The following is a 24,682-nucleotide window of genomic DNA, read 5'->3' as shown; positions in this document are numbered from 1 at the left end:
CACCCCAAATGAAGCGGGACGACTTTTTGACTACGCAGAAAGACACGGAGATGGATACGCCACTTCGTCCAGAAACTTCCGAGGCACTGCTGAAGGGGGTACGCAGCAACATCGTGCAGTCGATCCGCGCCTTTCGCGTGCAGGATCTGCAGGATGCCGCGCGCGCGACCGGCCACCACTTCCTGTACGCCAACCTCGCCAATGCGCAGAGCAAGCAGGACGTGCTCGACCTGATCGCGCAACAGTTCATGTTGCCGACGCACTTCGGCAAGAACTTCGACGCGCTGTACGACTGCATGACCGACCCGCTGCACAAGTCGGGGCCGCAGCCGGGCTTCATCGTGGTGCTGGAACACATTCCGGCCAACGGCAAGTTCGACAAGGAAGCGCGTGAGCAGTTGCTGGACATCTTCCGGGACACGGCCGATTTCTGGGCCGACCGAAGGGTGCCATTCAGGTGCTTCTATTCTTTTCGGTAGCCCGTTCCGCACAACCAGGCCAAGCGGAACGGGCGAATGAGGCCCAAGGGGAAGTCGTGGCCCCCGTCGTCGCCGAAGGCGGCGAGAAGATGCCCACCGACAAGCTGCTCGATGTGTCGCCGCTCGCGCTGCGCATGAGCAGCCCCTTCAACGCCGGCTACTGGCTGGCGGCTGCGTGATCTGAAATCGGCATCCCCGCGGCTTCGGCGGCGGGGATGCTCGCTTCAGAGCGTCTGTGCCAGCGCCACGTACTGCGCCACGGGCACTTCCTCCGCGCGCCGCTGCACGTCGAATTCGCCGCCGAAGCCGCGCTGCTCCAGCCATCGTCCCAGTGTGTGCCGCAACAGCTTGCGGCGCTGGCTGAACGCCACCCGCACCACTTCGCCGAGTAGCCGGGGGTCCACCGGCGCCGGCGTCGCAAACGGAGTCATCCGGACCACCGCACTGTCCACCTTCGGCGGCGGATCGAAGGCGCTGGGGGACACGAAGAGCACCGACTCCATCGCGTAGCGCCACTGCAGCATCACGGAGAGCCGCCCATAGTCCGAGGTCGCCGGCGAGGCGACCATGCGATCCACCACTTCCTTCTGGAGCATGAAGTGCTGGTCCTCGATCCCAGGCGCAAAGGCGAGCAGATGAAACAGGATCGGCGTGGAGATGTTGTATGGGAGGTTGCCTACGACGCGCAGTCGGCCCGCGCCGAGCGTTCGCGCCAGCTCGGCGAAGTCCACCTTCAGCACGTCCGCTTCGATCACCGCAAGCTGCGGGTGTGTGCGAAGGCGCGCCGCGAGATCGCGGTCGAGCTCGATCACGGTGAGCCGCCCGAGCCGCTCCACGAGCGGCTGCGTGAGCGCGGCAAGGCCGGGGCCGATTTCCACCATCGCCTCACCCGCCTTGGGCGCGATTTCGCGCAGCATCGCGTCGATGATCGCGTCGTCGGCGAGGAAGTGCTGGCCGAAGCGCTTGCGGGCAACGTGTCTCATTTCACCGGCCGGCAGCGGCGAGGGAGCGGGTCCCGCGAAGGAGCGCGGGGCTCCATCAGATTTGCGGCGGCTCGCGATACTCCACGAATGCGCGGCCCCGCACTTCCTGCGCCCAGGAGACGTACGCTTCATCCAGCTTGCGCTCGCGCACGAGATTGCGTACCAGCTCGCGTTGCTCGCGCTCCGACAGCGTCACCTCGCGGCGTTCCAGAAGCTGCACCAGATGCACGCCGAAGCGCGTGATCACCGGCTCGGAGATCTCGCCCGGCTTCAGGTGATCGAGCGTCTCTTCGAATTCGGGCACGAACACGCCGGGATTGACCCATCCCAGGTCGCCGCCGTTGCGCGCGCTCGCATCCTGCGAGAAATCGCGCGCGAGTTGCGCGAAGTCCGCGTTGCCGGCCTGCACGCGCCGCTTGAATTCCGCCAGCCGCTCGAGCGCCTGGGCTTCGGTCAACTGCGGGCCGGGCCGCAGCAGGATGTGACGCACATGGCTTTGCGTCACCGCTGCGCCGGGCAAGCCGGCCTGGTGCTTTTCGAGCACCTTCACGATATGGAACCCGGCCGCGGACCGGATGATGTTGCTCACGCCGCCCGAAGGCAGGTCCTTCACCGCCTCGACGAAGAGCGGCGGCAGGCGGTCGGCCGAGCGCAGGCCGATCTGCCCGCCGTTGGTCGCGGCACCGGCCGCGTCCGACATTTCGGCGGCCACCTTGCCGAAGTCCTCGCCGGCGCGCACTCGCGCGAGCGCACGCTGTGCCTTCGCCTGCAGCTGAGCCACCTGCGCGTCGCTGGCCGTTTCCGGTACCGCGATCAGGATGTGCGCGAGCCCGAGCTCCAGACCCGTGAGGTCGTTGCCGCTGCGGGCGTCGCGCAGGTACTGGTCGATGTCGAGCTCGGTCACACGCACGCGCGATTCGAGCTCGCGGTCCCTCACACGCTGCAGCAGCATCTGGCTGCGCAAGTCTTCTCGGAAGCGGGACGGGTCCGCGCCCTCGGCGCGCATTCGTTCGCGCAGCTCGGCCACGGTGAGGCCGTTGTTGCGCGCGAAGTTCTGCTCCGCCTGGTCGACCTGGGCCTCGTCCACCTTCAGGCCGTTTTCGCGTGCGAGCTGAAGCTGCGCCTTCTCGTTGACCAGGCGCTCCAGCACCTGGACCGCGAGCTCCGACCTCGGCGGCAGGGGCTGGCCTTGCTGCTGCAGCTGCTGCTCGTAGCGCAAGAGCCGCATGCGCACCTCGTTGTTGGTGATCGGCTCGGAGTTCACGACCGCCACGATGAAGTCCGCCGGCCGCGGTCCGATGTCGGGTGCCCGCAGCGTGACCTGAGGCGTGACGCGCAGCCCCTGCGCGTGGGCGGGCAGCGCCGCGCAGGCAAGGATCAGCGCGAGCGCGCCGGTCGAAAGGCGGGAAATCATGGCTCTTTCCATCAGTCGTAATTCGTGAAGCGGCTCGGAGTCTTCGTCTCCTCGCGCAGGAACTGGTAGCGAGGGATATTTTCCCTGAGGGCCTGCAGGGCGTTGGACCCCAGCTTGCTGAAGCCCACGAACTCCAGCTGGAACAGCACGCGCGTGTTGGAATTCGTCGTGCCGCTTTGCAGGCGTTCGAACACGACACGCCCGATCCAGCAGCCGCCATCGTATTCCAGGCCGACGACCGAGTCGACCATCCGGTGATCCTTCATGCTGAAGTTCAGGCGCCCGACGCTGTACCAGCGGCCTGGGCCTTCACCCCGGCCCGGCCCCTGATGGGTCCCGCGGTCGCCCCAGAGGTCGTTGAGCGGCCACTGCCAGCCGACGTCGATCTGCTCGCTCTGGCCGCGCTCCAGCCGGTAGGCCGCGCTCACGACCCGGTAGTTCCCCGGGTGAAAGCTGCCGCCGAGGGTGGAGCGCTCGGACCGCCCGGTCTTCGGGTTGTATTGCACGGTCCCCGTGAAGTTCCATTGCGGCGACCAGTTGAGCGTCGCGCCGAAGAGCATGTCGGAAAAGCGTTCCGACACCGGCGTTTCGCCCGGGAGCACGACCTTCTGGTCCTCAAAGCGCAGGCGCTGCGCGATGCCGAAGCGCGCGATCTCCGCGCCGGTGGCTTCGTCGAGCAGGCGGCTGTTCACGCCCAGCGTGAGCAGGTTGTTGTCGGCGATGCGGTCGTTGCCGCCGAACGCGTTTTCCGTGTAGATGGTCGCGAAGTTGAAATCGTTGCGGGCCGAGTCGTAGTTGGGCAGCCAGTTCTGGTCGCGAAAGGGCGTGTATACGTAAAAGGCGCGCGGCTCCAGCGTCTGGCGAAACGTCCGCCCGAAGAACGTGGCGTCGCGCTCGAATACGAGGCCGCCGTCGAGGCTGAAGGTCGGCACCGTGCGATGCGCGGTCGTCTGGCCGCCCGCGAGCGGCGCGTCGAACTCGTATTGCGTCACGTGCAACTGCGCCTTCGGAATGAAGAACCAGCCGGGCGCCTGCCACGGCCGGCTCACCTGAGCGAGGACGAAGGCGCGCCGCGCGTCGGGCTGCAGCGTCAAGGCCGGCTCCGACTCGAACCGCGTGTGGTCCGCCTGCACGACAACATCCAGGCCGCCCGGAAAATCCGAGTGCTGATACGTCGCGACGAACTGCGGCGCGCGGTCGTACGGGGGCGTGATCGGCGCGGCCGGATCCTGCAGCGTCTGCCACTTGAGCACGCGCCCCTGCAGCGAGAAGTCGCCCAGGCTCCACGTGAGCAGGCCATCGTTGGCGAGCAGGCGCTGAGTGAGCGCCGCGCTGCTGTGCGAGAAGTCGCGCCAGTAGTTGTCGTCGCTCACGCGATTCAGGTTGACCGCCAGGCCGAGCGCGGGCAATCCCGGAAATTTCACCGCGCCTTCGTGCTGGACCGAATAGCCCCAGCGATCGCGGTCGCGCAGCTTGTCATCGGGCAGATAGTCCGCGCGAACGATGCCCTTGTAGTCGCGCTCCAGGTAGCGGAACTCGCCACCGAGGTCCACGCCGCGCTTGCTCATGAGCGTCGGATAGAACGTCGCGTCGCGGTTGGGCGCGATGTTCCAGTAGTACGGCAGCGTGATTTCGGCACCGTTCACGCTGCCCAGGCCGAATGTGGGTGGCAGCACGCCCGACTTGCGCGTGTCCGAAAGCGGAAAGCTCATCGAGGGGATCGGCAGGATCGGCAGGCCCATGAAGTCGAGTTCGGCGCCTTTGGCATAGCCGACGTCCTGCTCGGTGTCGAGCGCGATCGAGGCGGCCTTCAGTATCCAGTCGGGCATCCAGCTCGGACCGGGCAGCCGCTTGCACGTCGTGTAGGTCGCGTTGTGCACGACGGCGTGCCGCTCGTCGGTGAAGTCCACGCGGTCGGCTTCGCCGTAGGCTTCGTTGCGCAGGAACCGGTAGCGCGGCTCGTTGAAAAAGCCGGTGAAGGAGTCGACCTGCAGCTCGAGGTAGGGCCCCTCGAAGATGTTGCCCGCCTTGTTGATGTGCACGTTGCCGCGCGCGCGCGCCATGTCCGTGGGCTGCTGGTATTCGAGGCGGTCGGCCCGGATCACGGTGTCGCCGCGGCGCAGCTCGGCGTGGCCTTCGACGTCGGTTTCGAGGTCGGTGCGGCCGCTCACGTGCTCGCCCGAGACGAACGTGGGCAGCTCGTGCCGGCCGCCCGAGGGGATGTCCTCCCGCAGGCGCGGGCTCGCCTTCAGGCGCGGCTCGGGCTCCCCGGTCTGCGCACGCGCGAGGATCGGGGAGAGCGCCGCGAGCAGCGCCGCGGCCAGCGCGACCGGCGTGAGGGCGAAAAAGACGCGCGAAGCCTTCGGTGTCGAACGATGCATCGAAGTGTGACTGGGAGCGCCGGCATTCGCGAAAAGGCCGGCGCGGAGGATTTGTAGAATCGATTATCCATGAGCGATCCCGAGCCCTTGCCCGCAGTCCACTGGGCCGATCCCCGGCGCGAGCGCAGCTTTCACGACTGGCTCGGCCGGGCGGCCCCCCGCCACCGGCTCGACCCCGCCACCGTGCGCACGGCTTGCGCGGACGCGAGCTTTCGCCGCTATCTGAGAGTGGACGGCGAAGCAGGCAGTCTCATCGTGATGGATGCGCCGCCCGACAAGGAGGATTGCAGGCCGTTCGTGCGCGTGGCGTCGCTGATGCTCGAAGCCGGCCTCAACGTGCCGCGGGTGCTCGAGTGGGACGAGGCGCAGGGCTTCATGCTGCTCGACGACCTCGGCGAGCGCACCATGATCGAGGCGGTCGACCCCGCGCGGCCCGAGGCGAGCCAGCCGCTTTTCCTGCGCGCGCTCGATGCGCTCCTCGCGTGGCAGAGGGCATCTCGGCCCGGCGTCCTGCCGGCCTACGACGAGGCGCTCCTCGCCCGCGAACTGGCGCTCTTTCCCGACTGGTATCTCGCACGGCACAAGGGCGTCGCGGTGGAAGGCGAATTGCGCGACACGCTCGCTTCGCAGTTCGCGTTGATCGTGCGGCGCAATCTCGCATCGCCTTCCGTGTACGTGCACCGCGACTTCATGCCGCGCAACCTGATGGTGCCGCGCGACGAGGCCCAGTCGCGCCTGGGCGTGCTGGATTTCCAGGACGCGGTGCACGGCCCCATCACCTATGACATCGCGTGCCTGATGCGCGATGCGTTCGTGTCGTGGGACGAGGAATTCGTCCTCGACATCACCGTGCGCTACTGGAAGCAGGCGCAAAAGGCCGGACTGCCGGTGGACGGCGACTTCGGCGAGTTCTACCGCGCGGTCGAGTGGATGGGCCTGCAGCGGCACCTGAAGGTCGCGGGCATCTTCGCGCGGCTCACGCTGCGCGACGGCAAGCCGAAGTACCTCGCCGATGCGCCACGCTTCGTCGGCTACATCCGCGCGACGGCGGCCCGCTATCGCGAGCTCGCGCCGCTCGCGAGGATCGTGGACGAGGTGGAGGGCACGACCGCGGAAGCTGTCTATGCCTTCGGACGGGTCTAGCGCGGCCGCCTCGCCGAGGCCCAATGCCCAGCCGCGCATTCACGTGCCGGCGCGGCTCGAAAGCGGCGAGCGCGTCGATCTGCCCGCACCCGCGGCCCGGCACGTGCAGGTCCTGCGCCTGCAACCGGGCGATGCGCTCACGCTCTTCAATGGCGCGGGCGGCGAATTCGCGGCCACCGTGGAGCGCATGGGCCGCGGCGACGTCGCCGTGCGCGTCGGCCTTCATCGCCCCGTCGAACGCGAAGCGCCTCGTGCCGTGCATCTCGCGATCGGCATGCCGGCCAACGAGCGCATGGACTGGCTCGTGGAAAAGGCCACGGAACTGGGCGCCGAAAGCGTCCAGCCGCTCGCGTTCGAGCGCAGCGTGGTGAAGCTGCAGGCCGAGCGCGCCGCGAAGAAGCGCGACCACTGGCAGGCGATCGCGATCGCCGCGTGCGAGCAATGCGGCCGCAACCGGGTGCCGGCCGTGCACGCGCCGCAGGCACTCGCGCAGTGGCTGCGAGGCAACTCGACCGTCGGCATGCGACTTTTGCTTTCGCCTGGCGGCAAGCGCCTGCGCGACGCCCTTGGCGATGCCTCGAGCGCCGTGTGCGTGCTGAGCGGCCCCGAAGGCGGATTGAGCGCGGCGGAAGAAGCGCTCGCGATGGCGCATGGTTTCGTCCCCTCGACACTTGGCACGCGCATCCTGCGCGCCGAAACCGCCCCGCTCGCGGCGCTCGCATTCCTCGCGATTTCGGCCTAGCATTCGCCTCGGGGGGAGGACAATGCCATGCCGACACTGCAGCTCGCGCTCGAGATGCTCAAGAGCGACCCGGAGCAGTTCCTCAACATCTACTACCTGAAGGTGGTCGGTGCCGGGCGGAACAACCGGCAGATCTGGTACCGCTTCATGGCGTTCGAGGAAAACCGCGGCCTGAACGGTGTCAACGACTGGCACTTCATCCGCCGGCACAACGACGGCGGCAAGGACAAGAAGAATTTCCAGCTGGTCCCGAGCTGGGGCCAGATCCAGTACTCGCACTTCGGAGAGCTCGCCTTTCCGGTCTGGCACGTGCCCGTCGTCGAATCCACCAACATCACGTGGAACGACATCCAGCGCTGGGAGGACATTCCGCGCGACGGCGGCTCCGACATCATGGTGACGACGCTGCTGAACGCATGCTCCTTCGTCTGCGTGGGGATGCAGGACTGCGTGCGGATGATGCACGTGCAGCCGTCCGGAGGCCTCACCAACTACGACGTGATGCAGCGCGTCTCGCTGATCCAGGGCGGCCAGTACTGCAGCGCGCCGTTCGACTACAACCCCGTCACGACGGAAGTGACGATCATCGGCATCCGCCGCGACCGGCGCTGGACCGTGTATGCGCAATCGCACGTGCGCGACGGCTCCTTCAACATCAAGGCCGTGTGGACCGTCTTCGACGGCTGAGGCGAGGGCTTCAGGGAAAGCGTTCGTCCAGCCACTGCTTCACCGCTTCGAAGGCCGGCTCGGCATCGGGCTCGTTGAAGACCTCGTGGAAGGCCTCACCCAGGCAGCGCTCGGTGACGACGCCCTGCGGCGCCGCGCGTGCGAAGGCTCGGCTTCCCGAAGGGTCGACCAGCTGGTCGGCCCCGGCGTAGACGAGAAGCGTCGGCACTCGCCATTGCGGCGCGCGCTGGATCACCCAACGCCCGCCCTCGGCGATGAAGAGACCGAGCCGGCCGGAGATGCGGTCGTGCACTCGCTCGTCGTTGCGATAGGCCGCCGCCACCGCTGGGTCGCGCGAGAGGAAGTCCGGATTGAGGCCGTTGCCCACCGTGAAGTTGGGCGCGATGCGCGGAATGCCCGCGAGCATGAGCCGCTGCGCGAGCGACAGGCGCGTCGCGAGGGCGGGCGACGACAGCACGAGTCCGTCGACGGGCCCGCCGAGCTTTGCGACGAACGCACAAGCCACGAGGCCGCCCATGCTGTGGCCCATGACGATGAGCGGCGTGCGTTCGTCCATGCGCGAACGCGTGCTGCTCACGATGTCCGCGAGATCGTCCACCAGCCGCCAGTGGCTGGGCAACGCGCCACGCACGCCGCCCGAGTCGCCGTGGCCGTACTGGTCGTAGCCACGCACGGCAAAGCCCCAGTCGTTCAAGCGCCGCGCGATGCGGTCGTAGCGCCACGCGTGCTCGCCGAGACCATGCACGATCACGACGACGCCGCGCAGCGCGAGTCCTTCGGGCAGCGGCCAGTCCTGCACGGCGAGGTTGTCACCGTCGCTCGCGGTGTAGGTGGACAAGGTGGAGTCGCTGGCAGACGACGATCTCATTGCGATCAATCATCGCCGCGCACCGCAAGCCACGCAACATGCGCCGGCCACGCGGCGCGCGAAATGATCCGACCGGCAAGTGCGCAGCGCTTCCAGTGACTTGCGTCACAGGATTGGCGCGCTCACGGCATCTGTGCGATCACTTCCGCCACCGACGCGGTCAGCCGCTTGGCGTACGGCACGTGCAGGAATTCGTTCGGGCCGTGCGCGTTGCTGCGCGGGCCGAGCACGCCGCACACCATCATCTGCGCCGTCGGAAAGCCGCGGCTCAGCATGTTCATGAGCGGGATGGTGCCGCCTTGTCCGACGAAGCCGACGGGCTCGCCGTAGTGCGCGAGCGACGCGGCGTTGAGCGCGCGCACGAACCATTCGTCCGTCGCCGGCGCGTTCCATCCCGATGCCGCGCTGCCCGGCTGAAACGTGACTTTCGCCTGATACGGCGCGTTGTCTTCCAGCAGCGTCTTCAATTCCTGCACGGCCGCGGCGGCATCCACGAGCGGCGGCAGGCGCAGCGACAGCTTGAACGCGGTGAAGGGGCGCAGCACGTTGCCCGCGTCCAGCAGCGCGGGCAGGCCTTCGGCGCCCGTCACCGACAGCGTGGGCGTCCAGGTGCGGTTGATGAGCGCCTGCACCGGATCGGTCGTCGTGGGCAGAGCGCTTTGCGCGACACCGTCGCAGTCGGCGTGCACCCAGGGGAAGCGCCGGTAGACCTCTTCGCCCAGGATCGCCGCCGTCGCCTTCGCCTGCTCGATGCGCTCGGCCGGGATGTCGCAATGAAAACTCGCGGGCAAGAGGCGCCCGGTGGCGCTGTCTTCCAGGCGGTCGAGCACCTGCCGCATGATGCGAAAGCTCGACGGCACGAGGCCCGACGCGTCGCCCGAATGCACGCCTTCGGTGAGGATTTCGACCTTGAGCGTGCCCGACGCCATGCCGCGCAGCGACGTGGTGAGCCACAGCTGATCGTAGTTGCCCGCGCCGGAGTCGAGGCACACGACGAGCCCCACGTCGCCCAGGCGATCGCGCAAGGCATCGACGTAGGGCAGCAGATCGAAGGAACCCGATTCCTCGCAGGTCTCGACGAGCCCCACGATGCGCGGATGCGTGCCGCCGTTGGCCTTCAACGCCTCGATGGCTGCGACCGCCGCGTACACCGCATAGCCGTCGTCCGCGCCGCCGCGCCCGTAGAGCCTGCCGTCTTCGTACTTGGGCGTCCACGGCCCGAGGTCGCCTCGCCAGCCGGTGAATTCGGGCTGCTTGTCGAGGTGGCCGTACATGAGCGCCGTCTTGCCGCTGCCCCTACGCGTCGCGGGGACTTCGAAGAAGATGAGCGGCGTGCGCTGCGGCAGGCGCACGATCTCCAGCTTCAGCCCTTCGATCTTCTGCGCCTCGACCCACGCGGCCGCATTGCGCGCCACGGTCTCGAGCAGCCCGTGCTGCGCCCAGTCGGGATCGAACCCGGGCGACTTGGCCGGAATCTCGATGTAGTTCGTGAGCTGGCGCACGATGTCGCCGTCCCACTTCTCGGTGACTTGCGACAAGACGGCGGCGCTGTCGAGCACGGGGGTGGCGGTATCGTTCATGGCGACACTGTACGCCCGTTGCCGCGGCCTCCGCTACCATGCGCCCATTGGATGGGCCCGCTGGAGGGTCCGCGGCTTCGGAGATCCGCCTTGGTCAAATTCCTGGTCTGCGCCCTCTTCTACGGCGACTTCCCGCAGATCGCGCAGCGCTGCGCGCTCACGCTGCGGTCGATCCGCGCGACCGGAAAGGTCGACATGCGCATCGGCCTGAACGAGGTCTCGCGCACGACGCGCGAGGTGATCGACGCCGCGCTGCCCGGCGTGGACCTGATCGAAGCGAATCCGCAAATCTACAAGTTCCCGATGATGCGACGGCTCGTGCACGAGTATCGCGGCGACGCGACGCACCTCATGTGGTTCGACGACGACACCTGCCTGCACCCGGGCACGCAGGCAGTCACGTGGCTCGCGTCGGTCGCGATGCGGGCCGAACGCACGCAGGGCTCGCTCGGCTCGACCTACAAGCAGCGCCTCACGCCCCGCCAGCACGACTGGATTCGCGAGCAGCGCTGGTACACGGGCCGCGAGTTGCCGGACGAGATCGTGTTCAACACCGGAGGCTGGGTGGTCGTGCCGCTCGCGCTCTTGCGCCGGTGGGACTGGCCCGGCCCGGAGCTCGCGCACAATGGAGGCGACATGGTGCTGGGCGCGCTTCTTCTGCAGCAGGGGCTTCCCGTGGAGCAGTTCCGCGTGGGACTTGCCATCAACGCGGACGACCAGCTGCGCGAATCCGCGGCGAAGCGGCGTGGATACGTCGATCCGCAGGGGTCTGTCTGGCACGACCGCAACGGCATATGAACGAGCGCATCCATATCGGCGTCGGCGGCTGGACCTTCGAGCCCTGGCGCGACAACTTCTACCCGAAGGGGCTGCCGCACAAGGAGGAGCTCGCCTATGCGAGCCGGCATCTGACGGCCATCGAGATCAACGGCACCTTCTACAGCACGTTCAAGCCCGCGCAGTTCGCGAAGTGGCGCGACGAGACGCCCGAGGGGTTCGTGTTCTCGCTGAAGGCGCACCGCTTCGCGACCTATCGCCGCGACCTCTCGACGGCGCGCGAGCCCATCGAGCGCTTCGTGGGCAGCGGAATCGCCGAACTCCGCGACAAGCTGGGGCCGATCGTGTGGCAGCTCATGCCCTCGGCGAAGTTCGACGCGGACAACGTCGGCGCCTTCTTCGCGATGCTGCCGAAGGAAGCGGCCGGCCGGCCGCTGAAGCACGTGCTCGATGCGCGCCACGAGAGCTTCGATTGCGAACCGTATTTCGAGCTCGCCGAGCGCTACGGCGTGGGGACCGTGCACAGCGATTCCGACGACTATCCCGGCCTCGCGGATGCGGGCAGCGAGCTCGCGTACCTGCGCCTCATGCGCACGTCGGCGGACTGCCCCACGGGCTATCCGACGGAAGAGATCGCGAAGTGGGTGCAAGGCGCACGGGCGTGGGCCGGCAAAGGGCCCGGGCGCGAGGTGTTCATGTACTTCATCAGCGGCGCGAAGGAGCGCAATCCCGCGGCGGCGATGGAGGCGTTGCGCCTTCTCGCCGGGTAGGGGCGCGGTCACCGAAAGGGCGCTCTCCACCGCGCTCGCTTCGCCTGACTCGGTCAGGGAGTCCAGACGAGCCGACCCGCGGCAGCGTCGTCGAGCGCCGAGCGGATGTCGGCCACGCGCTCGTCCACCACGGCGAACGCCACTTCGACGCTTTCGCGATGCACCACCTCGAGCAGCTTCGCATCCGCGAGCTGCAACTGCCGGCGGACCATCCCTTCCAGCGCATACGGCACCGAACAGCGCAAGGTGACCGTGCGGCGCAGTGGCACCTTGCTCGCCGCCATCAGCGCCTGCGCGACCGCATCGGTGTACGCGCGCGCGAGACCGCCCGAGCCGAGCTTCACGCCGCCGAAATAGCGCACCACCGTCGCGAGCACGCCTTCCAGCGCCTGATGGCGCAGCACTTCGAGCATCGGCCGGCCCGCGCTGCCGCTCGGCTCGCCATCGTCGTTCGCAGCAGACTGCCCGCCTGCCAGCAGCGCCCAGCAGACGTGGGCCGCACCCGGATGCTCGGCGCGCAGGCGCGCCACGATTTCCAGGGCTTCGGCCCGGCTCGCCACCGCCCGCACGCAGGCAATGAAGCGGCTCTTGCGCACGACGAGCTCGGCTCGCGCCGGCGCTTCGATCGAATACGGCATGGGCGGCGCGCACCCGGCTTCAGGCCGCGCGCATCCATCCGAGACCGGCCGTCGTGCCCCCCGGCCGCGCGCCGAGCGCGGGCCGGTACTCGCAGCCGACCCAGCCGTCCCAGCCGTCCCAGCCGCATTGCGCCGACACCTCGTCGATCACGGCGAAGAGATAGCGGCAGTTCAGCTCGCCGCGGTCCGGCTCGTGCCGTTCGGGCACGCCCGCCACCTGCATGTGCCCGACGCGGCCCGTGGGGAGGAACTCTCGAATCTTCATCGCGACGTCGCCTTCGGCGACCTGGCAGTGATACAGGTCCATCTGCACCTGAACGTTGGATGCGCCGATCTCCTGCACGAGTGCATGCGCGTCGTGCTGGCGGTTCAGGAAATAGCGCGGGATGTCGCGCGTGTTGATCGGCTCGATCATGAGGTTCACGCCGCCGGCGGCCGCAAGGCGCGCGGCCCACCGCAGGTTGGAGACGTACGTGTCGCGCAGCCATCCGCGGTCCGCGCCTTCGGGCGCGAGCCCCGCCATCACGTGGATGCGCGGGCATCGCAGTTCCTCGGCGTAGCGCAGCGCGGCTTCGATGCCGCTGCGAAACTGCGCCTCGCGCCCCGGCATGCAGGCGAGGCCCCGTTCGCCCTCGGCACCGGGCGGCGCGTTGAAGAGGACCTGCTGCAGGCCCTGGTCGCGCAGACGCGCGGCGAGTTCGCGTGCCTCGTATTCATACGGGAACAGATACTCGACGGCGCGAAAGCCGTCGCGAGCCGCGGCCTCGAAACGGTCGAGGAACGCGTGCTCCGTGTACAGCATCGACAGGTTGGCGGCGAATCTGGGCACGAATCTGCGTGTTCGATCGAAATGTCGTGCGATTGTGCTCCGGCCGCCGGATGCGGGCCAGCGTTCAGCCGCGTTCGAACTTGAAGACCGCGGTGCTCGCCGTGAGGTTCGGCAGCATGCGCCGCACGGCGCCTTCCTGCAGCCCGAACGACTCCAGGATCGCGAGCCGGTTTCTCGTGGCGAGCACCTCGAAATCCTTGAACGTGCCCACCCGGATGTTGGGCGTGTCGTACCACTGATAGGGTAGCCGCTTGGTGACGGGCATGCGGCCGCGCAGGATGGCGAAGCGGTTCGGCCAATGCGCGAAGTTGGGAAAGGCCACCACGCCGCACTTGCCGACGCGAGCGGTTTCGCGCAGCATGGTTTCGGCGTTGCGCAGGTGCTGCAGCGTGTCGATCTGCAGCACGACGTCGAACGAGTCGTTGTCGAACATGGAAAGACCCTCTTCCAGGTTCAGCTGGATCACGTTCACGCCGCGCTTCACGCAGGCAAGCAGGTTCGCGTCGTCGATCTCGATGCCGTAGCCGCTGCAGCCGCGTTCGCGCTGCAGGAGGTCCAGCAGCGCCCCGTCGCCGCAGCCGAGGTCGAGCACGCGCGAGCCCTCGGGCACGAGCGAGGCGATGATCCGCAAGGTGGCACGATCGCTCATGGTGCGGTGCGCTTCATGAATGCTCCGCGGCGATGCGCTCGAAGTACGCTCGCACCACGGCCAGGTACTGCGGGTCCTCCAGCAGGAACGCGTCGTGGCCGTGCGGCGCGTCGATCTCCGCGTAGCTGATGTCGCGGCCGTTGTCGAGCAAGGCCTTCACGATCTCGCGGCTGCGCGCGGGCGAAAAGCGCCAGTCGGTCGTGAAGCTCACCAGCAGGAATTTCGCGCGCGCCGCGGCAAGCGCCCGCGAGAGGTTGCCGTCGAAACGCTTCGCCGGATCGAAGTAGTCCAGCGCGCGCGTGATGAGCAGGTACGTGTTGGCGTCGAAGTATTCGCTGAACTTGTCGCCCTGGTAGCGCAGGTAGCTTTCGATCTGGAACTCGATGTCCTGCGTCGTGTATTGCAGCTCCAGCCCGTTGCGCAACTGGCGCCCGAACTTCTCGTTCATCACGTCGTCCGAGAGGTACGTGATATGGCCGACCATCCGCGCGATGCGCAGCCCGCGCTTGGGCACGACGCCGTGTTCGTAGAAATGGCCGCCGTGAAAATCGGGGTCGGTGGTGATCGCGCGGCGTGCGACTTCGTTGAACGCGATGTTTTCCGCCGTGAGGTTGGGCGCGCTCGCCACGCCGATCGCGTGGCGCACGCGGTCGGGATACTGGAGCGTCCACGAGAGCGCCTGCATCCCCCCGAGGCTGCCGCCCATCACGGCCGCGAGGCGTTCGATGCCGAGTGCGTCGATGAGGCGCGCCTGCGCATCCACCCAGTCCTCGACGGTCACCACGGGAAAGTCGGAACCGTAGATGCGGCCGGTGTCGGGGTTCGCGTGCATGGGCCCGGTGGAGCCGAAGCACGATCCGAGGTTGTTCACGCCGATCACGAAGAAGCGGTCCGTATCCACGGGCTTGCCGGGCCCGATCATGCTGTCCCACCAGCCCACGTTGCCCGGCTGGTCCGCGTACACCCCCGCCACGTGGTGCGACGCGTTGAGCGCATGGCAGATCAGCACCGCGTTGCTGCGCTGGGCGTTCAACGTGCCGTAGGTTTCGTAGGCGAGGGTGTACCCGCGCACGGACGCGCCGCTTTGCAGCGCAAGCGGCGCGTCGAACTGCATGTTCTGCGAATGGGCGATGAGAGTCATCGAAACGGAAAGCAAAAAACCCGGCTCGCTAAACACGAAGCCGGGTGAGTCGCAGGCGTTTCGTCTTTAGCTGCATTTGGTAAAGCGCCCGCAAGCGGAAGAGCAAATCGGCGCTGCAGGCAGTATAGCAGCGCGCAGCGCGCGGCTCGCCGTGTGCGAAGATGCGGCCCCTGATGGCCACGCCACCGATCGAACACCAGCTCGAAGAGCACCGGGCGTATCTGCTGCGGTTCGCGCGGCTGCAGCTTCGCAACGAGACATGGGCCGAGGATGCCGTGTCCGAAACGATCCTGGCCGCCCTCGCGAAGCCGCAGTCCTTCGGCAACCGCAGTGCGCTCAGGACATGGCTCGTGGGCATCCTGAAGCACAAGATCATCGACACCTTGCGCGAGCGCCGTCGCGAAGTGGCATTGGACATCGACGCGGGCGACGCCGTCGATGAGCTCGATGCGCTCTCGTTCAGACCCGACGGCCACTTCCTGCAGCAGCCCGCCGAATGGGGCGACCCGGAGCAGTCCCTGCGTTCGCGCCAGTTCCTGCTGGTGCTGGAGGCGTGCACGGACAAGCTGCCGCCCGCGATGGGACGCATCTTTCTCATGCGCGAATGGCTGGAGCTGGACAGCGAGGAAATCTGTAAGGAACTCCAGCTCACCCCGACCAACCTTTACGTCCAACTGCATCGTGCACGGCTGCGCCTGCGCGAATGCCTCGAACTCAACTGGTTCGCCGACCGGCTCGCTGCATGATGTTCTTTCGCCGAACTTGCAAGGAAGTGTCGGCCCTCCTCGTCGCGCGGGAGGACCGCGCGCTGCCCTGGGTGGAGCGGGTTGCCCTGCGCCTGCACCTGGCCGCCTGCGACGCATGCCCGAAGTTCGAACGCCAGATGCTCACGATGCGCCGCGCTTTTGCGCGTTGGCGCGCGTACTCGCAATCCGGCGAGGAGTGAGCGCCCCCTCGTGGGCCGCTGTTCCCCTATCCGGGGGATCCGGCCGAACCCGGCGATTCAGGGTTTCCGTGGGTTCGGCGCCACTTCGCGGCTTGCCAGCAAAGCCCGTATCTGCTTCATAATGAAACGGCGCGGGCATGACGGCCCTGCGCAGGCTGCGGTGTACAGGTCACTTTCGCGTCGTCGCTCGTTCGGTTGGCATGCGTTTTCGGGACTCCATCGCTCAAAAGGTTCATTCGTTTCTTAGGAGTCCCATTCATGGGCAACAAGCTATATGTCGGCAACCTGCCGTACCAGATGCGTGACAGCGATCTGGAGCAGGCGTTCAGCCAGTTCGGTACGGTCACGAGCGCCAAGGTGATGATGGAGCGCGAGACCGGCCGCTCCAAGGGCTTCGGCTTCGTGGAGATGGCGAGCGATGCCGAGGCCCAGGCCGCGATCAACGGCATGAACGGGCAGCCACTCGGGGGACGCAGCGTCGTCGTGAATGAAGCGCGCCCGATGGAAAACCGGCCGCGCAGCGGCGGCGGTGGCTATGGAGGTGGCGGTGGCTACGGCGGCGGCGGTGGCGGCGGCTACGGCGGCGGCGGCGGTGGTGGCGGGCGCGGCCAGGGTGGCGGCGGGCGCGGCGACCGCGGAGGCCAGGATGGCGGCTTCCGCAGCCCGTACGGCGCCGGTCCGCGCGGCGGTGGCGGCTGCGGCGGTCGCGGCGGCTACTGAGAGATTCTTTCGCAACCCTTGGGTTGTTGTTCAAAGGCTCCTGCGGGAGCCTTTGTCATTCCAGCGCGGCGGCGCTCAGCCCGCGAGCGCCCCGGCCGGCTGGCGGACCGAAGCGGATTCGCGGCCGCCTCCGGCTACTCGTGCTCGCGCCGCTTGCGCGGCCGGCCGGTCATGACGCGGTCGAATATCGCGTTGGGCATCGCGCGCAGCAGCTTCGCGACGAGTCCCATCTGCCAGGGAATCACGCGATAGCTCGCGCCCGATTCGATCGCGCGAAATGCGCGTGCGGCGAACTCGTGCGGCTGCAGCAGGAACGGCATGCCGTAGCGATTGCGCGCGGTGAGCGGCGTCGCGACATAGCCCGGACAGATCGTCACCACGCGCACGCCGCTCGAGCGCAGCTCGCCGCGCAGGCTCTCGCAGTAGCTGATCACGGCGGCCTTGCTGGAGCAATACGCGCCGTGCCCGGGCAGGCCCCGGATGCCCGCCACACTCGAGATGCCCACGAGCCGGCCCGAGCCTCGCCGGGCCATCGGCTGCACGAAGGGGTGGAACGTCGCGGCCACGCCCACGGCGTTCACGGCATAGGTGCGCGCCATCACGTCGAGGTCGTCGCGCTCGGCGCTGTCCATGCCGATGCTGATGCCGGCATTCGCGATCACCACATCGGGCACACCCTGCGCGGCGATGCACGCGTGGCCCGCCGCCACGATGCTGCCGATGTCGGCGACGTCGGCGCCGTACACCGCCCAGCGCCCGGTCTCGAGCCCCGCGCCCGCGGCCCATCGTTCGATTTCCTGCGTGCGGCGCGCCACGAGCGCGAGGCGGCAGCCGGCCTGCGCGTATCGCTCGGCCAGCGCCTGCCCGATGCCGCTCGATGCGCCCGTGATGAAGGCAAGCGGCCCATCGCTCAAGGCAGGACCTTCTCGCCGTGCGGCGCGATCGTGCCGCGCACATTGCCCCGCAGTTCCAGCACGCGGTCCAGGTGGTTGTAGTCCAGTGCGTCCGCGCGGAATTCGTCGCTGCCGCGCCTGAGCATCACGGGCTTGCGGGTGTGCACTTCTTCCTTCTGCACAAGCACATCGAGGAAATCGCTGCGGATCTCGAGCGGGGGAAGGTCCGCGGCGCCGGACTTCGCGAGCGGGGCGCGCGTCACCACCGCATCGCCGAAGAGCTGGACTTCGCTGCCGTCCGCATTCGAGAGCGCGCGAGCCGCGGTCGCTATCGTGAGCTGCCCGTCCTGGCCGAACGAGCGGATGCGGGGCTGGTCGATCTCCAGCGTGTCGCTGTCCGGATAGTGGCGCGCCTGCGCGCCGCGCACTTCGCTTTTGAGGCGGCCGGCGGCGTCGAAGCTCTTCACGGAGAAGGCGCGCATGAAATAGTCCGGCTCATGGGTGGGCGGCCGCTGCACGCCCGGCACATTGAAGCTCGGCGTGTTGCGCGCGAGCCAGTAGGTGCCAAGCGCCATCACGCCCATCAGGATGAGCGGCAGGTAGACCGTCGCGCGGTCCCATGCCCGCCAGAGGCGCGCGGGCAGCGTGCTCACTCGTACCCTTCGAGCAGGCCCGCGTAGCGGCCGGACGCCACCAGCAGCAGGTCGCAGAATTCGCGCGCCGCCCCGTTGCCGCCCGCGGCTTGCGTCACATGGTGCGCGACCGCGCGCACCTCCACGTGCGCGTTCGGCGGCGCCACCGCGAAAGCGCTGCGCGTGAGTACGGGCAAGTCGGGCCAGTCGTCGCCCATCGCCGCGGCTTCGCGCCATTGCAGGCCGAGCGCCGAAAGCGTCGCCTCCGCCGCGGGCCGCTTGTCTTCGGTGCCGTAGTGCGCGTGCACGATCCCAAGAGCCCTGAGGCGCTCGCGAAGCGGTGCCGAATCGCGGCCGGTGATCACGGCCGGCACGATGCCCGCCTTCTGCAAGAGCTTCAGCCCGAGGCCGTCGAGGATATGAAAGCGCTTGAGCGTTTCGCCCGCGTCCGACATGAAGACGCCGCCGTCGGTGAGCACTCCGTCCACGTCGAAGAAGGCGACCCGCACGCCTTGCGCCGCGAGCAGCAATTCGGGGGGAAAGTTCAGTGCGGGCTGCACGGGGGCAAGTCAGATGACCTTGGCGCGCAGCAGGTCGTTGGCGTTGACGGTCCCCACGAGGTGGCCATGCTCGTCGACCACGAAGAGCAGCGTGACGCGCGTCTGCTCCATCACCTGCGCCGCTTCGACCGCCATCTGCCCGGCTCTCAGCGTGCGCGGGCTCGGGTTCATGATGTCGCGCGCGACGCTTTCCCGCAGGTCGGTGCCGCGTTCGACGTGCCGGCGCAGGTCGCCCGCGGTGAAGATGCCCACCAGATGCCCTTCGGCATCCACCACGGCCGACGCGCCGATGCCCTTGGCCCCCATCTCGCGCATGAGCGCCGAAAACGGGGCATGGGGCTGAACCTTCGGCACCGCGTCGCCGGTGCGCATCACGTCGCCCACCAGCGTGAGCAGCTTGCGTCCGAGCGAGCCGCCGGGGTGCGACCGCGCGAAGTCCTCGGGCGCGAAGCCGCGCGCATCGAGCAACGCCACCGCCAGCGCGTCGCCAAGCGCCATCTGCGCCGTGGTGCTCGCGGTGGGCGCGAGGTTGTGCGGGCAGGCCTCCTTTTCCACGCCGCTGTCGAGCACGACGTCGGCGTGCCGCGCGAGCGTCGACTTGAGCCCGCCGGTGAGCGCGATCATCGGTACTCCGAGCCGCTTCACGACCGGCAGCACGGGCACCAGTTCCTCCACCTCGCCGCTGTTCGACACGGCCAGAAGCAGGTCGCCCTTGGTGATCATGCCCAGGTCGCCGTGGCTCGCCTCCGCGGGATGGACGAACATCGCCGGCGTGCCGGTGGAGGCGAGCGTCGCGGCGATCTTGCGGCTCACATGGCCGCTCTTTCCCATGCCCATCACGACCACGCGGCCGGGAATCCCGAGGATCATCTGCACCGCGCGGGCGAACGGCTCACCCAGACGCGCGCGCAGGCCGAGCACCGCCTGCGCTTCGATCTCGAAGGTGTCGTGGGCCAGGCGCAGCGCGCGGTCGGCGTCGAAATCCATCCGGGCGATTCTATTCGGGCGGTCGCGGCGGGGCCCATACAGCGGGCGCGTTCGGCGGGCGCGTTCGGCGGGCGCATTCGGCGGGCGTATAGCATGCGGGGATGACCTCGCTCGAGCTCACACTGGTTTACCTGCTCGCGGCCGTGCTGGGCGTGGTGGGGTGCCGCTTGCTCAAGCTGCCGCCCATGCTCGGCTATCTCGTGGTCGGCATCCTGATCGGCCCCAACGCGCTCGCGGTCGCCCGAGATTCGGCGGGCGTGCGCCACCTCGGCGAATTCGGCGTCGTGTTCCTCATGTTCGTGATCGGCCTGGAGTTCAACCTGCCCAAGCTGCGCGCGATGCGAGGCTTCGTCTTCGGGCTCGGCCTGTCGCAAGTCGTGCTCACCGTGCTGCTTTCCATGGTCGGATCGCTCTTTCTGGAAGCACTCGCGCCGCGGCTGTGGCACGTCACCTGGCAAAGCGCGCTCGCGCTCTCGGGTGCGCTCGCGATGAGCAGCACTGCGATCGTCGTGAAGCTGATGGCCGAGCGCCTGGAGCTCGAATCCGAGCACGGCAAGCGCGTGATGGGCGTGCTGCTGTTCCAGGATCTGGCCGTGGTGCCCTTCCTCGTACTGATCCCGGCGCTGGGGAGCCCAGCCGAGACGCTGCTGCGCGAACTCGCCGTGGCGGCAATCAAGGCCACCGCCCTCATCGTGCTGCTGCTGACCGGCGGGCAGGCCGTGATGCGCTGGTGGCTCACGCTCGTCGCACGGCGCAAGAGCGACGAGCTCTTCGTGCTGAACCTGCTGCTCGTCACGCTCGGGCTCGCGTGGCTCACCGAACTCGCGGGTCTCTCGCTCGCGCTCGGCGCCTTCATCGCGGGCATGCTGATTTCCGAGACCGAATACAAGTACCAGGTGGAAACGGACATCCGGCCGTTTCACGACGTGCTGCTCGGCCTGTTCTTCATCAGCATCGGCATGCTGCTCGACTGGAAGGACGTGGCCGGCCATCTGGCGCTCGTGCTGGCTCTGCTCACCGCGCCGGTGCTGTTCAAGCTCGCGCTCGTGACCGCGATCGCGCGCGTCGCAGGCGCGACGACGGGCGTGGCGCTGCGCACCGGTCTCTACCTCGCGCAGGCGGGCGAATTCGGCTTCGTGCTGCTCGCGCTCGCGCAGCAGGGACACCTCGTGCCGCCCGGGATGATCAATCCGATTCTCGCGAGCATGGTGCTTTCGATGCTCGCCACGCCGCTCATCATCCAGTGGAGCAACCGCATCGTCATGAAGCTCGTGGCGAGCGAGTGGATGATGCAGTCGCTGCAGATGACCACCATCGCGCGGCGCTCGATCAACGCCAACAAGCACGTGATCATCTGCGGCTATGGCCGCTGCGGACAGAATCTCGCGCGCATGCTGGAGCCCGAGGGCATTCCGTACATGGCGCTCGACCTCGATCCCGATCGCGTGCGCCAGGCCGCGGCGGCGGGCGATTCGGTGGTGTTCGGCGACGCCGCGCGGCTGCAGGCATTGATGGCCGCGGGCCTGGCCCGCGCGAGCGCGGTGGTCGTGACCTACCTCGACGTGCCCGGGGCGCTCAAGGTGCTCGCCAACACGCGCGCGCACGCGCCGCAGGTGCCGGTCATCGTGCGCACGCAGGACGACCGAGAGCTGGACAAACTGATGAGCGCGGGCGCGACCGAGGTCGTGCCGGAGACGATGGAAAGCTCGCTGATGCTCGCCTCGCATGCCCTGGCGCTCGTGGGCGTGCCGATGCGGCGCGTGATCCGCATCGTGCAGGATCAGCGCGATGCGCGCTACAGCCTGCTGCGCGGCTACTTCCACGGCGCGGACGACAGCACCGCGGACGACCTGGAGCAGGAGCGGCTCGCCTCCGTCACCCTGCCGTTCGGCGCCCGGGCGCTCGGCCGCGCGCTCAGTCATTTCGCGCTGCACGCGCAAGGCGTGCGGGTGGTGAGCCTGCGCCGCAGGGACGGCAAGCCGCTCGATCCGCAGAGCGACCCCGAGCTGCAGGATGGCGATACGCTCGTGCTGTCGGGCCGTCCGGAGACGCTCGCCACGGCCGAAGAGATCCTGTTGAAAGGATGAGGCGATGAATTTCGACGACACGCTCACGGGCAGGAGCATCGGCGAGTACCTGCGCTCGCACATCCGCACGGTGCCCGACTGGCCGGCGCCGGGCGTTCAGTTCCGCGACATCACGCCGCTGCTGCAGGACCCGAAGGTTTTCCGGGTGCTGATCGACGCGTTCGTGCACCGCTACATGGATCGCCGGCCCGACGTCGTGGCGGGCCTCGACGCGCGCGGCTTCATCCTGGGTTCGGTCGTCGCCTACGAGCTCGGGCTCGGCTTCGTTCCGATCCGCAAGAAAGGCAAGCTGCCATTCACGACCGTCGAGGAAACCTACGAGCTCGAGTACGGCAACGCGACCGTCGAGCTGCATGTGGACGCGGTGAAGCCCGGCCAGCGTGTGCTGCTGATCGACGACCTCATCGCCACGGGCGGGACGATGATGGCGGGCAAGCGCCTGCTGGAAAAGCTGGGCGGCAGCGTGGCCGAAGGCGCCGCGATCGTCGATCTGCCCGAGCTGGGCGGCTCAGCGCGCCTGCGCGAACACGGGCTCGACGTCTTCACGTTCGTGCATTTCGAGGGGCATTGAACGAGCCGGGGGTATCGTGCTTGCGGACCCGCCGGCTAGCGCCGTCCCGGCATCGGCCGATTCGGCGTGCCTACGCGAAGTGCTCCACCAGCACCGCCTGCCGCATGCGGATGGCAAGCACGATCGCCAGGCCCTTCAGCAGATCGATCGCGAGGCCGGGATGCTTCTTGGAGAGCGCCTCGAACCGATCCCACTTCAATCCCCAGGCGACACCGGTCTTCGTGGGAACGACCGTTGCGCTGCGCGGCTCGCCGGAGAAGAACGTGCCCTCTCCGACGACGTTGCCGGCGCCGAGCGTGGCCAGCGCATGGTCCTGGATGCGCACCTCCACTTCGCCTTCGGCAAGGATGTAGACCTCGCGGTCGGCGTCGCCCTCGAACATCAGCGGATCGCCCACGCGCATGAAGCGCACCGAAAGATACGGCGCAAGCGCCTTCCATTCGTCCAGGGAAAGCTTGCACTGAAGCGCATCTCGCGCGTTCAGCTGCTCCACCGCATCCATCAATTGTTGTACGTTCATACCGGCCCTCCAGGACCCTGCCGGGGCAGGGGGAGCCAGTGTAACCTAAAGCTCTAGTTTGAGCGAGGGGTTGGATGGCCCCCGGAATCAGAGCTCAGTCCTCACCGCAAGTCGCCGTACTGCGTCGCGCTGAGCGCGCCCGGCATGGGGTGGGATTCGTCCTCGGCGAGTTCGGTGTCTTCGAAGCCGGTCAGAAGCGTGTAGCTTTGCGGGCCGTGCTTCATGGTGCCGTCGAAACTCTTTGCCGTGGCGCCGGCCGCCGCCTGCATTGCGGCGGCGCCGGACACGCCCTGGGCGAACGCCTGCCGAAAAGCCTCCACCTCGTCGTGCTGGATGGGCTCGAAGCGTGCGCCGCCTTTGGCGAGCGGTGTTTCAGGGGGTGCCTCAGGGGGTGTTTCGCGCGCCGCCTCAACCGGCATCGGCTGCGACGCGACCGGCGCAGCCTGCGACGGGGCCGCCGCCGCGGTGCCGATGGATGCCTTGCCGTGATGGCGTCCCGTGTTGATGCCTACGGCCACATGCTCGTTCATCCGCCAGTAGACCGCCGTCACGACGATGTCGTAACGCACCTTGGCCATCTGGGCGATCATCGCCTCGATTTCCGCCAGGCCGCTCGTCTCGCTGCCGTACTCGCGCGCGAGGTCCACCATGACGAGGAACTGGCGGCCGCGCGCGTCGAGCGAGAGCACTTTGAACTTGTAGCTGGCGGAGACGACGCCGGACTTCGCCATGGTTTCGCGCACGACCGTATAGAGCAACTCGCGGCGCGCCATGCGCTCGCTCTTGCGATTCGCGGGCCGGGCATTGGGGTCCTGCGGTCCGCGCGGCGGATACGGCTTGGTCGATTCCATGCGCGAGAGGCCGGAGCTTTCCGCCGCTGTCGCGGGCTTGGCGGGCTTGCGGCCTGTGAACCAGCTGAAGAAGGACATCGTCATCTCCGGGTGCGCGAACGCGGACTTTCGTTTTCAGCGCTTCTGCGGCGCAGTGTAATGCCGCCAGAGAAAAAAATGGCCAACTTTTTCACGGCACCTTCGTCCACGGGAGTGCCATGCGGTCTTCCGTGAAATAGTGGCATCGCCGCGATGCCCCCGGGGCTCAGGTGACGGCAACGCGCTTGGGCCGGTTGGCAAGGCGTCTCGACACGAGCGAGCCGAGCGCCATCGCGACTTCGAGCGCGAGGTTCGGCTGTCGATTGGTGAGCTCGGTGAAGCGGATCGGCGTGAGCGACCAGATCTTGCAAGGGCTTGCGGCCTGCACCGTCGCGTTGCGCGGCAGGCGGGTGAAGAACGCGCCTTCGCCCACGGCCGAACCCGGCCCGACCGTCGCGAGTCGCAGCCGCCCCTTGCCGTCTTCGTAGTGCACGGTGAGCGTGCCCGCTTCGACGACGTAGACCGTGCGGTCCGAGGCGTTCTGCTCGATCAGCACCTGGCCGTTCATCAGCGCGAAGGGCTGCATGTAGGTCGCAAGCAGCTCCCACTGCTTCGCATTGAGTGCGGGCCTGAAGACGTCTTCCGACTCGTTTTGCTGGATGGCCCGTACGAGCCCCTGGATGTCGAACTGGATCGGGATGCGAAGCGGTGCGTTCATGCGGCGCATGGTGGATGCGCGACCGCAAGGGCACAAGGCGCATTAACCGGGCGTTGCACGTGATACCCGAGCCGTTCGAAGGGTAACGCGCTCGTACC

The 24,682-nt window shown here is 68.0% G+C and carries 28 protein-coding genes; 12 read left to right on the top strand and 16 right to left on the bottom strand.

The annotated features are described in order from the left end of the window. The first annotated feature begins 50 nt into the window (after positions 1-50). Positions 51-479 carry a barstar family protein gene (locus VHA82_RS24365; protein WP_325548139.1) on the top strand — a complete coding sequence of 143 codons (429 nt, stop codon included), beginning with the start codon at positions 51-53 and terminating at the stop codon, positions 477-479. Between the two features lie 56 nt (positions 480-535). Next, positions 536-658 (top strand): hypothetical protein, encoded by a 123-nt coding sequence (locus tag VHA82_RS24360; protein WP_325548137.1) that lies wholly within the window; start codon positions 536-538, stop codon positions 656-658. 45 nt (positions 659-703) lie between these two features. Here the strand turns inward: VHA82_RS24360 and rsmA are convergent, their stop codons facing one another. From rsmA to VHA82_RS24345, 3 genes are read right to left on the bottom strand one after another with little or no spacing between them, the layout of a single operon-like run. Further along, positions 704-1,462 (bottom strand): 16S rRNA (adenine(1518)-N(6)/adenine(1519)-N(6))-dimethyltransferase RsmA, encoded by a 759-nt coding sequence (gene rsmA, locus VHA82_RS24355; RefSeq protein WP_325548135.1) that lies wholly within the window; start codon positions 1,460-1,462, stop codon positions 704-706. 55 nt (positions 1,463-1,517) lie between these two features. Next, positions 1,518-2,876: a peptidylprolyl isomerase gene (locus VHA82_RS24350; protein WP_325548133.1), complete on the bottom strand. Its 1,359-nt coding sequence runs from the start codon at positions 2,874-2,876 to the stop codon at positions 1,518-1,520. 11 nt (positions 2,877-2,887) lie between these two features. Further along, on the bottom strand, positions 2,888-5,257 hold the full coding sequence (locus VHA82_RS24345; RefSeq protein WP_325548131.1) for an LPS-assembly protein LptD: 2,370 nt from the start codon (positions 5,255-5,257) through the stop codon (positions 2,888-2,890). A 69-nt stretch (positions 5,258-5,326) separates the two neighbouring features. On the opposite strand from VHA82_RS24345, the gene VHA82_RS24340 reads away from it, so the two are divergent. Genes VHA82_RS24340 through VHA82_RS24330 form a run of 3 tightly spaced genes read left to right on the top strand, consistent with a single transcriptional unit; the run spans position 5,327 to position 7,829 of the window. Continuing rightward, entirely contained in the window at positions 5,327-6,400 is a 1,074-nt protein-coding gene (locus VHA82_RS24340; RefSeq protein ID WP_325548128.1) for an aminoglycoside phosphotransferase family protein, read from the top strand. Further along, a complete protein-coding gene (locus VHA82_RS24335) occupies positions 6,381-7,142 on the top strand; it encodes a 16S rRNA (uracil(1498)-N(3))-methyltransferase (protein ID WP_325548126.1) in 762 nt (253 codons plus the stop codon). The genes VHA82_RS24340 and VHA82_RS24335 overlap by 20 nt, the downstream gene beginning before the upstream one ends. A gap of 27 nt (positions 7,143-7,169) precedes the next feature. Next, complete coding sequence (locus VHA82_RS24330; RefSeq protein ID WP_325548124.1) at positions 7,170-7,829, top strand: hypothetical protein; 660 nt, start codon at positions 7,170-7,172, stop codon at positions 7,827-7,829. A 10-nt stretch (positions 7,830-7,839) separates the two neighbouring features. On the opposite strand, the gene VHA82_RS24325 is transcribed toward VHA82_RS24330, so the two are convergent. Together VHA82_RS24325 and VHA82_RS24320 are read right to left on the bottom strand one after the other, a co-directional pair. Continuing rightward, entirely contained in the window at positions 7,840-8,697 is an 858-nt protein-coding gene (locus VHA82_RS24325; RefSeq protein WP_325548121.1) for a lysophospholipase, read from the bottom strand. Between the two features lie 122 nt (positions 8,698-8,819). Continuing rightward, complete coding sequence (locus VHA82_RS24320; RefSeq protein ID WP_325548119.1) at positions 8,820-10,277, bottom strand: M20/M25/M40 family metallo-hydrolase; 1,458 nt, start codon at positions 10,275-10,277, stop codon at positions 8,820-8,822. A 90-nt stretch (positions 10,278-10,367) separates the two neighbouring features. On the opposite strand from VHA82_RS24320, the gene VHA82_RS24315 reads away from it, so the two are divergent. Together VHA82_RS24315 and VHA82_RS24310 are read left to right on the top strand one after the other, a co-directional pair. Next, on the top strand, positions 10,368-11,075 hold the full coding sequence (locus VHA82_RS24315; protein WP_325548117.1) for a hypothetical protein: 708 nt from the start codon (positions 10,368-10,370) through the stop codon (positions 11,073-11,075). Then, complete coding sequence (locus tag VHA82_RS24310; protein WP_325548115.1) at positions 11,072-11,824, top strand: DUF72 domain-containing protein; 753 nt, start codon at positions 11,072-11,074, stop codon at positions 11,822-11,824. The genes VHA82_RS24315 and VHA82_RS24310 overlap by 4 nt, the downstream gene beginning before the upstream one ends. Before the next feature lie 53 nt (positions 11,825-11,877). Here the strand turns inward: VHA82_RS24310 and VHA82_RS24305 are convergent, their stop codons facing one another. The 4 genes from VHA82_RS24305 to metX all read right to left on the bottom strand — a co-directional run bounded on the left by VHA82_RS24305 (position 11,878) and on the right by metX (position 15,081). Further along, positions 11,878-12,462, bottom strand: a complete 585-nt coding sequence (locus VHA82_RS24305) for a YigZ family protein (protein ID WP_325548113.1) — start codon at positions 12,460-12,462, stop codon at positions 11,878-11,880. A gap of 19 nt (positions 12,463-12,481) precedes the next feature. Beyond that, complete coding sequence (otnI, locus tag VHA82_RS24300; RefSeq protein ID WP_325548110.1) at positions 12,482-13,291, bottom strand: 2-oxo-tetronate isomerase; 810 nt, start codon at positions 13,289-13,291, stop codon at positions 12,482-12,484. Positions 13,292-13,355: 64 nt separating this feature from the next. After that, entirely contained in the window at positions 13,356-13,940 is a 585-nt protein-coding gene (gene metW, locus VHA82_RS24295; protein WP_325548108.1) for a methionine biosynthesis protein MetW, read from the bottom strand. Between the two features lie 13 nt (positions 13,941-13,953). Continuing rightward, positions 13,954-15,081, bottom strand: coding sequence for a homoserine O-succinyltransferase MetX (gene metX, locus VHA82_RS24290; protein WP_325548106.1), 1,128 nt, complete (start codon positions 15,079-15,081; stop codon positions 13,954-13,956). Between the two features lie 173 nt (positions 15,082-15,254). Between metX and VHA82_RS24285 the strand changes: the two genes are divergently transcribed. The 3 genes from VHA82_RS24285 to VHA82_RS24275 all read left to right on the top strand — a co-directional run bounded on the left by VHA82_RS24285 (position 15,255) and on the right by VHA82_RS24275 (position 16,747). Beyond that, positions 15,255-15,827: a sigma-70 family RNA polymerase sigma factor gene (locus tag VHA82_RS24285; protein ID WP_325548103.1), complete on the top strand. Its 573-nt coding sequence runs from the start codon at positions 15,255-15,257 to the stop codon at positions 15,825-15,827. Next, a complete protein-coding gene (locus VHA82_RS24280) occupies positions 15,827-16,027 on the top strand; it encodes a zf-HC2 domain-containing protein (RefSeq protein ID WP_325548101.1) in 201 nt (66 codons plus the stop codon). The genes VHA82_RS24285 and VHA82_RS24280 overlap by 1 nt, the downstream gene beginning before the upstream one ends. Before the next feature lie 258 nt (positions 16,028-16,285). Continuing rightward, positions 16,286-16,747, top strand: a complete 462-nt coding sequence (locus VHA82_RS24275; protein ID WP_325548099.1) for an RNA-binding protein — start codon at positions 16,286-16,288, stop codon at positions 16,745-16,747. 134 nt (positions 16,748-16,881) lie between these two features. Here VHA82_RS24275 and VHA82_RS24270 read toward each other — a convergent pair whose 3' ends face one another. Genes VHA82_RS24270 through VHA82_RS24255 form a run of 4 tightly spaced genes read right to left on the bottom strand, consistent with a single transcriptional unit; the run spans position 16,882 to position 19,819 of the window. Further along, positions 16,882-17,661, bottom strand: coding sequence for an SDR family oxidoreductase (locus tag VHA82_RS24270; protein ID WP_325548096.1), 780 nt, complete (start codon positions 17,659-17,661; stop codon positions 16,882-16,884). Beyond that, on the bottom strand, positions 17,658-18,284 hold the full coding sequence (lptC, locus tag VHA82_RS24265; RefSeq protein ID WP_325548517.1) for an LPS export ABC transporter periplasmic protein LptC: 627 nt from the start codon (positions 18,282-18,284) through the stop codon (positions 17,658-17,660). The genes VHA82_RS24270 and lptC overlap by 4 nt, the downstream gene beginning before the upstream one ends. Before the next feature lie 5 nt (positions 18,285-18,289). Continuing rightward, positions 18,290-18,832, bottom strand: coding sequence for a KdsC family phosphatase (locus VHA82_RS24260; protein WP_325548094.1), 543 nt, complete (start codon positions 18,830-18,832; stop codon positions 18,290-18,292). Between the two features lie 9 nt (positions 18,833-18,841). Continuing rightward, a complete protein-coding gene (locus VHA82_RS24255; RefSeq protein WP_325548092.1) occupies positions 18,842-19,819 on the bottom strand; it encodes a KpsF/GutQ family sugar-phosphate isomerase in 978 nt (325 codons plus the stop codon). Between the two features lie 101 nt (positions 19,820-19,920). Here VHA82_RS24255 and VHA82_RS24250 point away from each other — a divergent pair, with 101 nt between their 5' ends. Together VHA82_RS24250 and VHA82_RS24245 are read left to right on the top strand one after the other, a co-directional pair. Beyond that, on the top strand, positions 19,921-21,906 hold the full coding sequence (locus tag VHA82_RS24250; protein ID WP_325548090.1) for a cation:proton antiporter: 1,986 nt from the start codon (positions 19,921-19,923) through the stop codon (positions 21,904-21,906). 4 nt (positions 21,907-21,910) lie between these two features. Further along, positions 21,911-22,477 carry an adenine phosphoribosyltransferase gene (locus VHA82_RS24245; protein WP_325548087.1) on the top strand — a complete coding sequence of 189 codons (567 nt, stop codon included), beginning with the start codon at positions 21,911-21,913 and terminating at the stop codon, positions 22,475-22,477. A 70-nt stretch (positions 22,478-22,547) separates the two neighbouring features. Here VHA82_RS24245 and VHA82_RS24240 read toward each other — a convergent pair whose 3' ends face one another. The 3 genes from VHA82_RS24240 to VHA82_RS24230 form a co-directional block, all read right to left on the bottom strand. Next, positions 22,548-22,997: a cyclic nucleotide-binding domain-containing protein gene (locus VHA82_RS24240; protein ID WP_325548085.1), complete on the bottom strand. Its 450-nt coding sequence runs from the start codon at positions 22,995-22,997 to the stop codon at positions 22,548-22,550. Between the two features lie 101 nt (positions 22,998-23,098). Continuing rightward, complete coding sequence (locus VHA82_RS24235) at positions 23,099-23,926, bottom strand: hypothetical protein (RefSeq protein WP_325548083.1); 828 nt, start codon at positions 23,924-23,926, stop codon at positions 23,099-23,101. Between the two features lie 166 nt (positions 23,927-24,092). Next, positions 24,093-24,584 (bottom strand): cyclic nucleotide-binding domain-containing protein, encoded by a 492-nt coding sequence (locus tag VHA82_RS24230; RefSeq protein ID WP_325548081.1) that lies wholly within the window; start codon positions 24,582-24,584, stop codon positions 24,093-24,095. Between the last annotated feature and the right edge of the window lie 98 nt (positions 24,585-24,682).

This window comes from Ramlibacter sp. (genome assembly GCF_035548915.1).
GTDB lineage: Bacteria > Pseudomonadota > Gammaproteobacteria > Burkholderiales > Burkholderiaceae_C > Ramlibacter.
This window is presented reverse-complemented; position numbering and strand designations above follow the sequence as displayed.